The sequence below is a fragment of the Cellulomonas sp. KH9 genome (assembly GCF_900114185.1).
GTDB lineage: Bacteria > Actinomycetota > Actinomycetes > Actinomycetales > Cellulomonadaceae > Cellulomonas.
Window position 1 is genome coordinate 25,093 of sequence record NZ_FOSE01000004.1, and the last position, 14,981, is coordinate 40,073.

13 protein-coding genes are annotated in these 14,981 nt (G+C 76.2%); 12 read left to right on the plus strand and 1 reads right to left on the minus strand.

Annotated elements, in window-relative coordinates; all coding sequences use genetic code 11:
- The first annotated feature begins 196 nt into the window (after positions 1-196).
- From BMZ16_RS12930 to BMZ16_RS12985, 12 genes are all read left to right on the plus strand, one after another.
- Entirely contained in the window at positions 197-1,348 is a 1,152-nt protein-coding gene (locus BMZ16_RS12930; RefSeq protein ID WP_369822640.1) for a cysteine desulfurase family protein, read from the plus strand.
- Positions 1,348-2,472 carry a tRNA 2-thiouridine(34) synthase MnmA gene (gene mnmA / locus BMZ16_RS12935; protein ID WP_089801182.1) on the plus strand — a complete coding sequence of 375 codons (1,125 nt, stop codon included), beginning with the start codon at positions 1,348-1,350 and terminating at the stop codon, positions 2,470-2,472. Before BMZ16_RS12930 ends, mnmA begins: the two co-directional genes overlap by 1 nt.
- On the plus strand, positions 2,469-3,488 hold the full coding sequence (locus tag BMZ16_RS12940) for a uroporphyrinogen decarboxylase/cobalamine-independent methonine synthase family protein (protein WP_089801184.1): 1,020 nt from the start codon (positions 2,469-2,471) through the stop codon (positions 3,486-3,488). The genes mnmA and BMZ16_RS12940 overlap by 4 nt, the downstream gene beginning before the upstream one ends.
- Positions 3,485-3,913, plus strand: a complete 429-nt coding sequence (locus tag BMZ16_RS12945) for a hypothetical protein (RefSeq protein ID WP_089801186.1) — start codon at positions 3,485-3,487, stop codon at positions 3,911-3,913. The genes BMZ16_RS12940 and BMZ16_RS12945 overlap by 4 nt, the downstream gene beginning before the upstream one ends.
- A gap of 83 nt (positions 3,914-3,996) precedes the next feature.
- Positions 3,997-6,468 (plus strand): NAD-dependent DNA ligase LigA, encoded by a 2,472-nt coding sequence (ligA, locus tag BMZ16_RS12950; RefSeq protein WP_089801188.1) that lies wholly within the window; start codon positions 3,997-3,999, stop codon positions 6,466-6,468.
- Entirely contained in the window at positions 6,465-7,736 is a 1,272-nt protein-coding gene (locus BMZ16_RS12955; RefSeq protein WP_089801190.1) for a GNAT family N-acetyltransferase, read from the plus strand. The genes ligA and BMZ16_RS12955 overlap by 4 nt, the downstream gene beginning before the upstream one ends.
- A gap of 188 nt (positions 7,737-7,924) precedes the next feature.
- Positions 7,925-8,347, plus strand: a complete 423-nt coding sequence (locus BMZ16_RS12960; protein WP_089801192.1) for a pilus assembly protein CpaE — start codon at positions 7,925-7,927, stop codon at positions 8,345-8,347.
- Between the two features lie 217 nt (positions 8,348-8,564).
- Positions 8,565-8,861: an Asp-tRNA(Asn)/Glu-tRNA(Gln) amidotransferase subunit GatC gene (gene gatC / locus BMZ16_RS12965; RefSeq protein WP_089801194.1), complete on the plus strand. Its 297-nt coding sequence runs from the start codon at positions 8,565-8,567 to the stop codon at positions 8,859-8,861.
- Position 8,862: 1 nt separating this feature from the next.
- Entirely contained in the window at positions 8,863-10,380 is a 1,518-nt protein-coding gene (gene gatA, locus BMZ16_RS12970; RefSeq protein WP_089801196.1) for an Asp-tRNA(Asn)/Glu-tRNA(Gln) amidotransferase subunit GatA, read from the plus strand.
- Positions 10,380-11,891 carry an Asp-tRNA(Asn)/Glu-tRNA(Gln) amidotransferase subunit GatB gene (gene gatB, locus BMZ16_RS12975; RefSeq protein WP_089801198.1) on the plus strand — a complete coding sequence of 504 codons (1,512 nt, stop codon included), beginning with the start codon at positions 10,380-10,382 and terminating at the stop codon, positions 11,889-11,891. Before gatA ends, gatB begins: the two co-directional genes overlap by 1 nt.
- Positions 11,892-12,027: 136 nt before the next feature.
- Positions 12,028-12,576 (plus strand): GNAT family N-acetyltransferase, encoded by a 549-nt coding sequence (locus BMZ16_RS12980; RefSeq protein ID WP_089801200.1) that lies wholly within the window; start codon positions 12,028-12,030, stop codon positions 12,574-12,576.
- A gap of 2 nt (positions 12,577-12,578) precedes the next feature.
- Entirely contained in the window at positions 12,579-13,520 is a 942-nt protein-coding gene (locus tag BMZ16_RS12985) for a 2-hydroxyacid dehydrogenase (protein WP_089801202.1), read from the plus strand.
- Between the two features lie 64 nt (positions 13,521-13,584).
- On the opposite strand, the gene BMZ16_RS12990 is transcribed toward BMZ16_RS12985, so the two are convergent.
- Positions 13,585-14,967, minus strand: coding sequence for a cryptochrome/photolyase family protein (locus BMZ16_RS12990; protein WP_089801204.1), 1,383 nt, complete (start codon positions 14,965-14,967; stop codon positions 13,585-13,587).
- Positions 14,968-14,981 lie beyond the last annotated feature (14 nt).

The following is a 14,981-nucleotide window of genomic DNA, read 5'->3' on the forward strand; positions in this document are numbered from 1 at the left end:
CACATCTTTGCAGCATCCCGGACCGGTCCAGGGCGTGGCGGCCGTGCTCGTGCGGGCGAACGTGGCCGGGGACGGGCCGCGGCCGGACGAACCGGGCGGACCGCCCGGCCGGGGCGGCCCCCGGCGTTCGTAGACTGTCGGGGTGAGTGCACCCCGCACCCGCGCGGTCTACCTCGACCACGCGGCGACCACCTCGATGCGCCCCGCGGCGCTCGCCGCCCTGACGGCCGGGCTCGCGCGCACCGGCAACCCCTCCTCGCTGCACACGGCGGGACGCGCGGCCCGCCGGACCGTCGAGGAGGCCCGCGAGCAGATCGCGGCGGCCCTGGGCGCGCGGCCGAGCGAGGTGGTGTGGACCGCGGGCGGCACCGAGGCCGACAACCTCGCGGTCAAGGGGCTGTTCTGGGCGCGGCGCACGCAGGACCCGTCGCGCCGGCGCGTCGTGGTGTCCGCTGTCGAGCACCACGCGGTCCTGGACCCCGCCTTCTGGCTGGCCGAGCACGCCGGTGCGGAGCTCGCGCTGCTGCCCGTGGACGGCGAGGGGCGCGTCGAGCTCGACGCGCTGCGTGCCGAGCTCGAGGAGCACGGGGACGCCGTGGCGCTGGTCTCGGTCATGTGGGCCAACAACGAGGTCGGCACGCTGCAGCCGCTGGAGGAGGTCGTCGGCCTCGCGCACCGGTACGGCGTGCCCGTGCACGCGGACGCGGTGCAGGCCGTCGGGCAGGTCCCCGTCGACCTGCGCGCGTCCGGCGTCGACGCGCTGACCGTCAGCGGGCACAAGGTCGGCGGGCCGGGTGCCACCGGCGCCCTGCTGGCGCGCCGCGGGCTCGACCTGACCCCCGTGCTGCACGGCGGCGGGCAGGAGCGCGGCGTGCGGTCCGGCACGCTCGACCCCGCGCTGCTGGCGGCGTTCGCGGCCGCGGTGGACGAGGCGGTGGTGACGCGCGAGGAGCACGCCGCGCGCGTGGGGACGCTGCGCGACGACCTGGTGCGGCGCGTGCTGCAGGCGGTCCCCGGCGCGACGCTGCGCGGCCCGGCCGACGCCACCCACCGCCTGCCGGGCAACGCCCACCTGACGTTCGCGGGCTGCGAAGGGGACTCCCTGCTGTACCTGCTCGACGCCGCAGGGGTCGAGGCGTCCACGGGCTCGGCGTGCCAGGCAGGCGTGCCGCGGCCGTCGCACGTGCTGCTCGCCATGGGCGTGGGCGAGGACGACGCGCGCGGTGCGCTGCGGTTCTCGTTCGGTGCCACCTCGACGGCGGACGACGTCGACGCCGTGGTCGACGTGCTGCCCGGCGCGGTCGAGCGCGCGCGGGCAGCGGGTCTGTCGATGGCGGTGGGGGCCTGATGCGCGTGCTGGCGGCCATGTCCGGCGGCGTGGACTCCGCGGTCGCGGCGGCCCGGGCCGTCGACGCGGGCCACGACGTGGTGGGCGTGCACATGGCGCTGTCCCGCACGCCCGCCCAGGAGCGCACCGGGTCGCGCGGCTGCTGCTCGATCGAGGACGCGTCGGACGCGCGCCGCGCCGCCGACGTGCTCGGCATCCCGTACTACGTGTGGGACATGTCCGAGCGCTTCGAGGCGACGGTCGTGGCGGACTTCCTGTCCGAGTACGCGGCGGGACGCACCCCCAACCCGTGCGTGCGGTGCAACGAGCACGTGAAGTTCGCGGCGCTGCTGGACAAGGCGGTCGCGCTCGGCTTCGACGCCGTGTGCACCGGCCACTACGCGCGGGTCGTCGAGGGCGTCGACGGCGCCCGCGAGCTGCACCGCGCCGCCGACGCCGCCAAGGACCAGTCCTACGTGCTGGCCGTCATGGGGCCCGAGCGGCTGGCGCGGGCGCTGTTCCCGCTGGGCGACGTCGCCTCCAAGGCCGAGGTGCGGGCGGAGGCCGTCGCGCGGGGTCTGTCGGTCGCCGCCAAGCCCGACTCGTACGACATCTGCTTCGTCGCCGACGGTGACACCCAGGGGTTCCTGCGCCGCGCGCTCGGGGAGCAGCCCGGCGACATCGTCGACGAGGACGGTGCGGTGGTGGGCACGCACGACGGCGCGTACGCGTACACGGTCGGGCAGCGGCGCGGGCTGTCGCTGGGCCGCCCCGCACCCGACGGCCGGCCGCGGTACGTGCTCGCGGTCGAGCCGGTCCGGCGCCGTGTCGTCGTCGGGCCCGCGGAGCACCTCGACGTCGCGCACGTCCGCGGCGACGCCGCGGTCTGGTTCGGTACCGTCCCGCCGGCCGGGGCGTCGTGCACCGTCCAGGTGCGCGCGCACGGCGCCGACGTCCCGGCGCGGGTGCTCGCCGCCGACGCGGGGTCCGTGACCGTCGACGTCGCGGACGGGGGAGTCCGCGGGGTCGCCCCGGGGCAGTCCCTCGTGCTGTACGACGGCACCCGGGTGCTCGGGCAGGCCACCGTGGCCGCGACGCGCACCGCCGCGGACCTGGCCGGTGCGGCATCGGACGGCCCCGCGTGACCGCGGTCAGCGGTGTCGGCCCGTGGCCCGGCACGGACGCGCTCGAGGCCGCGACGACGGTGGTCGGCGACCTGGGGGACACCCCGGACGAGGTGGTGGGTCTGCCGTTCGCCGTGCTGCTGCCGGCGCGCGGGCCCTGGGGCGACGCGACCGGTGCGGCCGTCGCGCTGCTGGCGGACCTGCCCGCCGAGCTCGGACCGCACGGGTGGAAGCTCGCGGACCGGCCGGGCCGCGACCTGGCCCGCGCCCGTGCCCTGGCGCGCGAGGACCTCGACGCGCTCGCGGTGGCCGCCCACGGCTGGCCGGGCGGGATCGTGCTGCCGGTGCTCGGCCCGTTCACGCTGGCCGCCGAGGTGTACCTCGCCCGTGGTGACCGCATCCTGTCCGACCCCGGGGCGGTGCGGGACACCGTCGCGTCGGCCGCGGAGGGCATCGCCGCCCGCGTCGCCGACGTGCGGCGCGTCCTGCCGGCCGCCGACGTGCGGGTGCTGCTGCGCGAGCCGCTGCTCGCGGCCGTGCTCGCGGGCGTGGTGCCGACGTTCAGCGGGCGGGCTCCGCTGCGGCGCGTCCCGCTCCCCGTCGTCGCCGACGGTCTGACCGCCGTCGCGGGCGCCGTGCGTGCCGCGGGCGCGTCCGCGGTGGTCGTGCACCCCGGGCCGTCGTGGTCGGCGCTCGGTGCGATCCGCGCCTCCGAGGCGGACGGCGCGGCGCTGGCGGTCGCGGACCTCGGCGAGCGCGGCTGGGAGGAGGTCGCGGGTCTGGTCGAGTCGGGGCGGTCCCTGTGGGCCGAGCTCCCCGCCCAGCGGTCGTCGCAGTGCGCCGGGCCCGACGTCGTGGGGCAGGCCGACGCGCTGACGCGGCCCTGGCGGGCCGTCGGTCTGCCGGCGACCGCGCTGCGGGACGTCGTCCTGCTGGCCGGAGCACCACCCGAGCGGGCCACGCCCGACGACGCGCGCGGTGCGCTCGCCGGCCTCGTGCGCGCCGCGAGCATCGTCGCCGAGAGAGCAGAGTCGTGAGCGCACCCACCCGTCGTCGTCCCCGCTCGCGCCGCCGCGCGATCCTGCTGCTCGCCACGTCGGGGGTGGCGCTCGTCGGTGTGCTCACGCTCGCGGCGGTGTGGCTCGGGCTGGGGGTGAACGCGCTGCGGGTCTCCGCGACCGGGGAGGAGCCGTGCCTGGTCGCCTCGGAGACCGAGGACGACGTCCGCCTCCGCTTCGACCTCGTGCCCGCCCGTGCGTTGTGCGTGCGCGGCACGGGGGCCGAGCGGCAGGAGGTCGTCCTCGCCTCGGCGCCCACGGGGGTCGTCGTCGGGGGGATCACGCTCGCCGTCGTCGGCATCGCGGGCACCGTGCTGGTGCTGCTGCCCGCCCGCACGCGCCCGGCGCCGCCGTCCGGCGAGGTACCGGCGGACCGGTCCGCGGGAGCCGCCGACGCCGTGTGACGTGCGGCGGGCCCGGTGCGCGGCGCGTCACACGGCGACCTGCCGTGGCGACCGGTGTGGGCGGTGCACGCCATGATGGGGGCGTGAGCGACGCGACCCCCGTGACCACCGAGCACGACGTCCCGGCCGAGGCCCGCCACCGGTGGACCGCGCTGGCCGAGCAGGTCCGGGCGGACCAGTTCGCGTACTACGTGCGCGACGCCCCGTCGTCGTCGGACGCCGCGTACGACGAGCGGATGCGCGAGCTGGAGCGGCTCGAGGACGAGCACCCCGGGCTGCGGACGCCGGACTCGCCGACCCAGCGCGTCGGCGGCACCTTCTCCACCGAGTTCACGGCCGTCGAGCACGTCCAGCGCATGCTGTCGCTCGACAACGCGTTCTCGCGCGAGGACCTCGTGGCGTGGTCCGAGCGCGTGCACCGGGACCTGGAGACCACGGCCCCGCTGGACTACCTGTGCGAGCTGAAGATCGACGGGCTCGCGATCGCGCTGCTGTACGAGAAGGGGCGGCTGGTGCGGGCAGCCACCCGCGGCGACGGCCGCACGGGCGAGGACGTCACGCTCAACGTCCGCACGATCCCGACGATCCCCGACGTCCTGGCCGGCGACCCCGCGACGCACCCGGACCTCATCGAGATCCGTGGCGAGGTGTTCCTGCCCGTCGAGGCGTTCCGTGCGCTCAACGAGGCGCAGGTCGCCGCCGGCCGGGCGCCGTTCGCCAACCCCCGCAACGCCGCCGCGGGCTCGCTGCGGCAGAAGGACCCGCGCGTGACCGCGACGCGGCCGCTGCGCATGTACGCCCACGGCATCGGTGCGCTGACGTGGGGGCGGGGGCGCGGCACGGGCATCGAGCGGCAGTCGCAGGTCTACGACCTGCTGGCCGGGTGGGGTGTGCCGACGTCCACGCACACGCGTGTGGTCAGCAGCCTGGACGAGGTCTGGGAGCGGGTCGCGTACGTCGGTGAGCACCGCCACGACGTGGAGCACGAGATCGACGGCATCGTCGTGAAGGTCGACGAGATCGCGCTGCAGCGGCGCCTCGGCGCCACGAGCCGTGCCCCGCGCTGGGCCATCGCGTACAAGTACCCGCCGGAGGAGGTGAACACGCGGCTCCTGGCGATCGAGGTCGGCATCGGCCGGACCGGGCGCGCGACGCCGTTCGCGGTGATGGCGCCCGTGCTCGTCGCCGGCAGCACCGTCCGCCAGGCCACGCTGCACAACCAGGACGTGGTGCGGGCCAAGGGCGTGCGGATCGGCGACATGGTGGTGCTGCGCAAGGCGGGCGACGTCATCCCCGAGATCGTCGGCCCCGCCCCCCAGGCGCCGGGCGACGACGTGCCGCGCGTGGAGTGGCACATGCCCGCCGACTGCCCCGAGTGCGGCACCCCGCTGCGGCCCATGCGCGAGGGCGACGTGGACCTGCGGTGCCCGAACGCGCAGGGCTGCCCGGCGCAGGTGCGTGGACGGCTCGAGCACATCGGGTCGCGCGGGGCCTTCGACATCGAGGTCCTCGGCGAGGTCACCGCCGCGGCGCTGACACAGCCGGAGGTGCCCGAGACGCCCCCGGTCCCCAACGAGGCGTACCTCTTCGACCTGGTCGGGTACGGGCCGGACGCCCCGCCGGACGAGGTCGACCGCGTGCGCACCGCGAGCCTGGCGCGGCTCGCGGAGGTCGAGGTCGTCGTCCGCGACGCCGAGACGGGCCTGCCCAAGGAGGACGAGGACGGCACGCTGCGCCGCCGCACGCCGTTCCGACGCACGCTCAAGCACACCAAGGCGCAGCGCGCCGCCGCGGAGGCGGAGGGCCGCACGCTGCCCGACTGGGAGCCGTCGGAGGCGGCACGCACGCTGCTCGACCAGCTCGACCTCGCGAAGACCAAGGAGCTGTGGCGGGCGATCGTCGCGCTGAGCATCCGCAACGTCGGGCCGACCGCCGCGCGGGCGCTCGCGCAGGAGTTCGGCTCGATGGCGGCGCTGCGGGCGGTCGTGGACCCGGGCGACGCGGCGCTCGCGGACGGCAGCGGCGCGCAGGACGCCCTGGACCTCGGCGCCGCCGACGAGCCCGACGGTGCCGACGCCTCCGTGGACACGGTGCCGGACGCGCACGCCGCCTGGCGCACGCGGGCCGTCGAGCGGCTCGCCGGGGTCGAGGGCGTCGGACCCACCATCGCGCAGTCGCTGCTCGACTGGTTCGCCGAGCCGTGGCACCGCGAGATCGTCGACCGCTGGGCGGCCGCGGGCGTGGTCATGGCGGACGCCGTGGACGACTCCACGCCGCGCACGCTGGAGGGCGTGACCGTCGTGGTCACCGGCAGCCTCGATGGCTTCAGCCGCGACGGCGCCAAGGAGGCGATCCTGGTCCGCGGCGGCAAGGCCTCCGGCTCGGTCTCGAAGAGGACGGACTTCGTGGTGGTCGGCGAGAACGCCGGGTCCAAGGAGGCCAAGGCGCGCGAGCTGGGGCTGCGGATCCTCGACGAGGCGGGGTTCGAGGCGCTGCTCGCGGGCGGTCCCGACGCGGTCCCCGCGCCGGCCGGGCAGGGGGAGGGCGAGGAGTGAGCCCCGTCCCCGTCGTGGTGCGGAGAGCGACCGAGGCGGACCTGAGGGAGGTCGGCGACCTCACCGCCCGGGCGTACGTGACCGACGGGCTCGTCGACCCGGACCACTGGTACACCGCCGAGCTGCGGGACGCCGCCGCGCGCGGGCGCGCGGCGACCGTGCTCGTCGCGGTGCCGCCCGACGACGGCGGTCGTGTGCTGGGCACGATCACGATCGCCCCGGCGGGCAGCCCGTACGCCGAGGTCGCCCGCGCGGACGAGGTCGAGCTGCGGATGCTCGCGGTCGACCCGGCGTCGCGCCGCCAGGGCGTCGCCGAGCAGCTCGTGCACGCGGCGCTGCGGGAGGCCGTCGGGGTCGGTGCGCACGGTGTCGTCCTGTCGACCCTGGACTCGATGCGCAGCGCGCACCGGCTGTACGACCGGCTGGGCTTCGTCGCCCGGCCCGAGCGCGACTGGTCCGACGAGATCACGATGCGCGTGCTCACGTGGCACCCTCCGGAGGCACCCGGCCCGCTCGTCGAGGCCGCGACGTGGCCGCCGCCGCGGTCCGTGGACGTCGACGGGTGGCGCGTCGGGCTGTCCGGCGGGGTGACGCGCCGGGCGGGCTCGACCCTCGCGCTCGCACCGGTCGCCGACGTGCCGCGCGCGGTCGACGAGGTCGAGCGCCTCTACCGCGAGGACGAGGCGCCGGCGGTCTTCCGGGTCGGGGACCCGCAGACCGCACCGGGTCTGGTCGACGAGCTGGACGCCCGCGGGTACACGACCGCCGCCGTGACCGACGTGCTGGTCCGTGGGCTCGACGGCGCGCCCCCGGTGGGGAGCGCCGCCGCGCGGGACGTCGCCGCGCCGGACGTGTCGGTGCGCGTCGCCGACGCCCCCGACGACGCCTGGTTGAGCGTCTGGCTCGCGGGCAAGGGCGGGGCGCGCGCGCCGTCGCGCGCCGTCGTCACCGGGGCCCCGGCGCTCTACCTCGCGGCCACCGCGGCCGACGGCACCGACGTCGCCGTGCTGCGGGCCGCCCCGGTCGACGACTGGGTCGCGCTCTCCTGCCTGCAGGTCGTGCCCGCCGCGCGCCGCTCCGGGCTCGGCAGGGCGCTCACGCTGCAGGCGCTGGCCCTGGCCGGGCAGCGCGGCGCACGGCGTGCGTTCCTGCAGGTCGAGGCGGGCAACGGCGCCGCGCTCCGGCTGTACACGGCGCTCGGGTTCCGGCCGGCGCACCGGTACGCCTACCGCGTCCAGCCGGTGCCGCAGGCCGACACCGGCTGCTGAGTCCCGCGGCCCGGCACGGGCGGCCCGGGCAGCTCGCGCACGTCGACCGGGCGTCGGGAGCAGGGGCGCCGGCGGAGGGCGCCGGAGCGCGCGCCGGGAGCGGCACGCACGGGCGCGACCCGGGCCGGGGCGGGCGCGCGGCGCACTCCCGCGGGCCGACCCGACCCGGTTCGCCGCATACTGGGCACATGCTCTCGACCGACAACGCCGTGGCCCTCGAGGCCGCCGGACTGCAGTGGCACCCCCGCGCCGGCGACCGGTTCCTGATCCGCAGCGCGGACATGGGCGGCGAGGTCTTCACCATCTCGGAGATGGTCGTCGAGGCGCACGAGTACGAGACCGGCACCGTGCTGGGCTTCAACGGCACGACGGAGTGGGCACTGGACTCCCTGCGGCAGGAGGACGCGCTCTGGCTGCCGCGCGAGGACCAGCTGCGCGAGCTGCTCGGGGGCACCTTCCGCAGCCTCGCGCGCTCGACCGACGGTCGTTACCAGGTGCTCGTCGAGCTCGCGGGCCAGCCCGAGCGCGTCTTCACCGCCGACGACGCCGCCGACGCCTACGCGGAGGCGCTGCTCGCGCTCGTGAGCGCGGCGACCGCCCCCGCGGTCTGACGCGCCCTCGTCCGGCCCTCGACGCCCTCGGGTGCCGGCGCCGTTGGAGACCGGCCGGCGGGGCTCGCGCCCTCTGACGGGGGCCCGCCACCGCGACCTGCGCGGGGGACCGCGGTCGCCGCACGGAGCGGTCGCGGGACCTGCACGACCGCGACGACGCCGGGACCGGCCCCGACCGCAGCCACCGGCGGCGTCGCGCCCCGTAGACTCAACGACCATGTCCACCCTCTCCCGCGACGAGGTCGCGCGCGTCGCCGCGCTGGCCCGGATCGACCTGACACCGGCGGAGCTCGACCGGCTGGCGGGCGAGCTCGACGTCATCGTCGAGTCCGTCGCCCGCGTGTCCGAGGTCGCCACCCCGGACGTCCCCGCGACCAGCCACCCGCTGCCGCTGACCAACGTGTTCCGTGCCGACGAGCCGGTCGCCCCGCTCGACCGCGACGAGGTGCTGGCGCAGGCCCCCGCGGCCCGCGACGGCAAGTTCCTCGTCCCGCAGATCCTCGGGGAGGAGTGACGTGACCGACCTGACCCGGATGACCGCGGCGGAGCTGGCCGACCGGCTGACCGCACGTGACGTGACGAGCGTCGAGGCGACGCAGGCGCACCTCGACCGCATCGCGGTGGTGGAGCCCGCCGTCCACGCGTACCTGCACGTCGCGGCCGACGAGGCGCTGGCCACCGCGGCCGACGTCGACGCCCGGCGGGCGGCGGGCGAGGACCTGCACGCGCTCGCCGGCGTGCCGATCGCCGTCAAGGACGTCGTCGTCACGCGCGGCCTGCCCACCACGGCCGGCTCGCGCATCCTCGAGGGCTGGGTGCCCCCGTACGACGCGACCCTCGTCGAGCGCATCAAGGCTGCCGGCCTGCCGATCCTCGGCAAGACCAACATGGACGAGTTCGCCATGGGCTCCTCGACGGAGCACTCGGGCTACGGCAACACGCACAACCCGTGGGACCTCGAGCGGATCCCCGGCGGCTCCGGCGGCGGGTCGGCCGCGGCCGTCGCCGCCTACGAGGCGCCGCTCGCGATCGGCACCGACACCGGCGGCTCGATCCGCCAGCCGGCGGCCGTCACCGGCACGGTCGGCGTCAAGCCGACGTACGGCAGCGTGTCGCGCTACGGCCTGATCGCCCTGGCGTCGAGCCTGGACCAGGCGGGCCCGTGCACGCGCACGGTGCTCGACTCGGCGCTCCTGCACGAGCTGATCGGCGGGCACGACCCGCGCGACTCGACGTCGCTGACCGACCCGGCGACGGGCTACGTCGCCGCGGCCCGCGAGGGTGCGTCGGGCGACCTGACCGGGGTGAAGGTCGGCGTGATCCGTGAGCTGCAGGGCGAGGGCTACCAGCCCGGCGTCCTCGCGCGGTTCGAGGAGTCGCTGACCGCGCTGCGCGGTGCGGGCGCCGAGGTCGTCGAGGTCTCCTGCCCGTCGTTCGCGTACGCCCTGGCCGCGTACTACCTGATCCTGCCGGCGGAGGCGTCGAGCAACCTGGCGAAGTTCGACGGCATGCGCTTCGGTCTGCGCGTCGAGCCGAGCGAGGGCCCGGTCACCGCCGAGCGCGTCATGGCCGCCACGCGCGGGCAGGGCTTCGGCGACGAGGTCAAGCGCCGTGTCATCCTCGGCACCTACGCCCTGAGCGCGGGCTACTACGACGCGTACTACGGCTCGGCGCAGAAGGTCCGCACGCTCATCCAGCGCGACTTCGACGCGGCGTTCGGCGCGGCCGACGTGCTGGTCTCTCCCACGGCGCCGACGACCGCCTTCAAGCTGGGCGAGAAGCTGGACGACCCGCTGGCGATGTACCTCAACGACGTCGCGACGATCCCCGCGAACCTCGCCGGGATCCCCGGGATGTCCCTGCCGAACGGGCTGTCGGACGACGGCCTGCCCGTCGGCTTCCAGATCCTCGCGCCGGCGCGGGCCGACGCGCGCCTGTACCGCGTGGGAGCGGCGCTCGAGGCGCTGCTCGAGACGAGCTGGGAGGGCCCGCTGCTGGGCCGCGCCCCCGAGCTGGCCGGAGGGGCAGCCTGATGAGCACGACGACCGACGTCGACCTGGTCGACTACGACGACGCGGTGGCCCGGTTCGACCCGGTCATCGGCATCGAGGTGCACGTCGAGCTGGGCACGCGGACCAAGATGTTCGACGGCGCCGAGCAGTCGTTCGGCGAGGAGCCGAACACGCAGATCACGCCGACGAGCCTGGGCCTGCCGGGCGCGCTGCCCGTCGTCAACGGCACCGCGGTCGAGTACGCGATCCGCATCGGCCTGGCGCTGAACTGCTCGATCGCGCAGTCCTGCCGGTTCGCGCGGAAGAACTACTTCTACCCGGACGTGCCGAAGAACTTCCAGACGTCGCAGTACGACGAGCCGATCGCCTCCGAGGGCTTCGTCGACGTCGAGCTGGAGGACGGCACGACGTTCCGCGTCGAGATCGAGCGCGCGCACATGGAGGAGGACGCCGGCAAGAACACGCACGTCGGCGGCGCCACCGGGCGCATCCACGGCGCGGAGTACTCGCTGGTCGACTACAACCGCGCCGGCGTGCCGCTGGTCGAGATCGTCACCAAGCCGATCACGGGTGCCGGCGAGCGGGCACCCGAGGTCGCGCGTGCGTACGTGCAGACCCTGCGCGACATGTTCCGCGCGCTCGGCGTGTCCGAGGCCCGCATGGAGCGCGGCAACGTGCGCGCCGACGTGAACGTCTCGCTGCGCCCCACGCCGGCCGACGCCCTGGGGACCCGCACCGAGACCAAGAACGTCAACTCGTTCCGGTCGGTCGAGCGGGCCGTGCGCTACGAGATCAGCCGCCAGGCGGCGATCCTCGACGCGGGCGGCACGATCGTGCAGGAGACCCGGCACTGGCACGAGGACACCGGCATCACCACCGCCGGGCGCGTGAAGTCGGACGCCGAGGACTACCGCTACTTCCCCGAGCCGGACCTCGTGCCGATCGTCCCGGATCGCGCCTGGATCGAGGAGATCCGTGCGGCCCTGCCCGAGCTGCCCGCCGCGCGGCGTCGTCGCCTGCAGGGCGAGTGGGGCTACGCGGACGCGGAGATGCGTGACGTCGTCAACGCCGGTGCGATCGAGCTCATCGAGGCCACGGTCGCGGCGGGCGCGAGCCCGGCCGCCGCCCGCAAGTGGTGGATGGGCGAGCTGGCCCGCACGGCCAAGCAGCAGGAGGTCGAGCTCGCGGACCTGCCGATCACGCCCGCCCAGATCGGCGCGCTCCAGCAGCTCGTCGATGCCGGGCGCATCAACGACAAGCTGGCGCGTCAGGTGCTCGAGGGCGTCCTGGCGGGTGAGGGCGACCCCGAGCAGGTCGTCGTCGCCCGTGGGCTCGAGGTCGTGTCGGACGACGGCCCGCTGCTCGAGGCGATCGACGCCGCCCTGGCCGCCCAGCCGGACATCGCGGAGAAGATCCGTGGCGGCAACCTCGGGCCGGTCGGCGCCATCATCGGCGCGGTCATGAAGGCGACGCGCGGGCAGGCGGACGCCGGTCGCGTGCGTGAGCTCGTGCTGGAGCGCGTCTCCGCCTGACGCAGGAGCCGACGCACCGGCGTGCGTCGTGTCGTGACGTCCCGGTCCTCCCGGTTCCGTACGATGCGACGCACGCCGGAGGGCAGTCGGTGGGGGTGCCCGGACGGGTGCCCGCCGGAGCGCGACGGAGGTAGCGATGCAGAAACCCACCCTGCAGGGCGAGATGATCGTGCTGCGTCCGATCCGCACGGACGACGCCGACGCGATGTGGGACATGCTCGACGACGCGGAGGGCAAGCGGCTCACGGGCACCGCGCGCGCGTTCACGCGCGAGGAGGTCGACGCCTGGTGCGCGAGCCGCGAGGCCGCCGAGGGCCGGTACGACTTCGCCGTGACCGCGCTCGGCGACGACGAGTACCGCGGGGAGATCGTCCTGACGGAGGTCGACCCGGACGTGCGGTGCGCGTCGCTGCGGCTGTCCATGCGCCCGGCCTACCGGGGACGCGGCTACGGGACCGAGGCCATCGAGCTCGTCCTGGGGTTCGCGTTCGACGGGCTCGACCTGCACCGGGTGGAGCTCGAGGCGCTGAGCATCAACACCCGCGCGGTGTCCCTGTACGAGAACATCGGGTTCCGGCGCGAGGGCCGGCGGCGCGACGCGTACCGCGACGGGGCCGGGTGGTGCGACGCCGTCGTCATGTCGATGCTCGAGGACGAGTACCGCGCCGGTCGGGTGACCTCCTGACCGTGCTGACCGTCACCGTCCCCGACGACGACCTGCTGCACCGCCTCGCCGACCTGGCGGCGTCCCACCGGGACGACCTGCGCCTGGTCCGGTGGGACCTGTCCGGACCGCTCGACCCCGGCACCGCCGCGGCGGTCGACCTCGTCGTGGTCCCGCACTACTTCGTGCGGCCCGGCGGCTTCGACGTGCTGCGGGACCTGCCGCGGCTGCGGTACGTGCAGCTGCCCAGCGCCGGCTACGAGCACGCGCTGCGGCACCTGCCCCCGGGCGTCGTGCTGTGCAACGGCCGGGGCGTGCACGACGCCGGGACGGCCGAGCTGGCCGTGGGGCTCACCCTCGCCGTCCAGCGGGGCCTGCCGCGTGCGGTGCGGGCGATGGACGAGGGCCGGTGGGACAACCCGTTCGGCCCGTCGCTGGCGGACCGCCGCGTGCTCGTCGTCGGGCAGGGGTCGGTGGGCCGGGCGGTCGTCGCGCGGTTCCGGCCCTTCGAGGTGGACCTGGTCCGCGTCGCGACCACGCCCCGGGACGACGCAGACGGCCACGTGCACGGCGTCGACGAGCTGCCCGACCTGCTGCCCGACGCCGACGTCGTCGTGCTCGTCATCCCGTTGTCGCGCACGTCGTACCACCTGCTCGACGCCGCCGCGCTGGCGCGCATGAAGGACGGCGCCCTGCTGGTCAACGTCGCGCGCGGCAAGGTCGTCGACACCGACGCGCTGCTGGCCGAGCTGCACGCGGGTCGGCTGCGGGCCGCGCTCGACGTCACCGACCCCGAGCCGCTGCCCGCGGACCACCCGCTGTGGCGGGCCCCGAACGTCCTGGTCACCGCGCACCAGGGTGGCAACACCGACGCGACCTTCCCGCGGGTCGCGCAGCTCGTGCGGCGGCAGGTCACCGCGCTGCTGGCGGGGGAGCCGGCGGTCAACGAGGTCGCGCGGACCTGACGCCCGGGCCGCCCCACCGGGGCGGAGCCCTGGTTCGCCGCGCCCGGCGTGCTGCGCCCCGGTCTCAGCCGGGGCGGCGGGCGTGGTCCGCCAGCGCGACCTCCCGCTCGTGCGCGTGGTCGACCATCCGGTCGGGGTACCCCGGCGGCGGGCCGCCGGGCAGCCGCCACGGCTCGTGCACGGCCCCGCCGGGCACGTCGCGCAGCTCGGGGACCCAGCGGCGCACGTACGTGCCGTCCGGGTCGAACCGTCGGCCCTGCGTCACGGGGTTGAAGATCCGGAAGTACGGCGCCGCGTCCCGCCCGGTGCCCGCGACCCACTGCCAGTTGAGCTGGTTCTGCGGCACGTCACCGTCCACCAGCCAGGCCATGAAGTGGTCGGCGCCGCGCTGCCAGGGGACGTGCAGGTCCTTGACCAGGAAGGACGCGACGACCATGCGGACCCGGTTGTGCATCCAGCCCTCCGCGTGCAGCTGGCGCATGCCCGCGTCGACGAGGGGGTAGCCGGTCCGGCCCTCGGCCCACGCGGCGAGGGCGTCGTCCGCGGCCGTCCCGGTCGCCCACGCGTCGTCGGGCACGGCAGGGCGCAGGGAGCGTCGGGTCGCGTCGGGGGAGTGCCACAGGACGTCGGCGTGGAACTCGCGCCACGCGAGCTCCGAGCGGTACGTCACCACCGACTCCGCCGTCCGCCCGGTCGCGCCCGCGCCGGCGGCGGCCAGGTCGGCGAGCATCGTCCGCGGGTGGATCTCGCCGTGCTTGAGGTGCACCGACATGCGCGAGGTCACGTCGAGGTCCGGGCGGTCCCGGTCCACGTCGTACCCGTCGAGGTCGTCGCGCAGGAAGGCGCGCCAGCGGGCGTGCGCGGCGTGCTCCCCGGCGTCCGGCAGCCGCACGTCGGTCGGCGGGGCGTCGGGGACGCCGTCGGAGGGGAGGGCCCCCCACGGGACGGAGCGCGGACGGGGTGCCGGTGCGTGCCAGCCGTGGTCCAGCCACGCGCGGCGGAACGGCGTGAAGACCTGGTAGGCCCCGCCCTGCCCCGTGCGCAGCCGGCCCGGGGCGACGGCGTACGGGGACCCGGTGCGGACCAGCGCCGCACCTCCTGCCGTGAGAGCGGCGGCCACCGCGTCGTCGCGCCGCCGCCCGTAGGGCTCTGTCGCGGCGCTGACGTGCACGGACGTCGCACCGACCTCGCGGGCCACCGCGGGCACCACGCTGTCCGCCCGCCCGTGGCGCACCACGAGCCGCCCCCCGGTCGCCTCGTCCAGCGCACGCAGCGACGCCGCCAGGTAGGCCAGGCGCGGGGCGCCGGCCGCGTGCCGGAGCACCGGGTCGACGACGTACAGCGCGACGACCTCGTCGTCGTCGGCGCGGGCCTGCGCGACCGCCGCGAGCAGGGCCGGGTGGTCGCCCAGGCGCAGGTCACGGCGGAACCAGCAGATCGTCGGCACCCGCCAAGGTAACC

Bases quoted from the DNA above. Each gene is read 5' to 3' on its own strand.
- BMZ16_RS12960 (WP_089801192.1), top strand. From the start codon at position 7,925: ATGCTCTCGACCGACAACGCCGTGGCCCTCGAGGCCGCCGGACTGCAG.
- gatB (WP_089801198.1), top strand. From the start codon at position 10,380: ATGAGCACGACGACCGACGTCGACCTGGTCGACTACGACGACGCGGTG.
- gatC (WP_089801194.1), top strand. From the start codon at position 8,565: ATGTCCACCCTCTCCCGCGACGAGGTCGCGCGCGTCGCCGCGCTGGCC.
- BMZ16_RS12930 (WP_369822640.1), top strand. From the start codon at position 197: ATGCGCCCCGCGGCGCTCGCCGCCCTGACGGCCGGGCTCGCGCGCACC.
- mnmA (WP_089801182.1), top strand. From the start codon at position 1,348: ATGCGCGTGCTGGCGGCCATGTCCGGCGGCGTGGACTCCGCGGTCGCG.
- BMZ16_RS12980 (WP_089801200.1), top strand. From the start codon at position 12,028: ATGCAGAAACCCACCCTGCAGGGCGAGATGATCGTGCTGCGTCCGATC.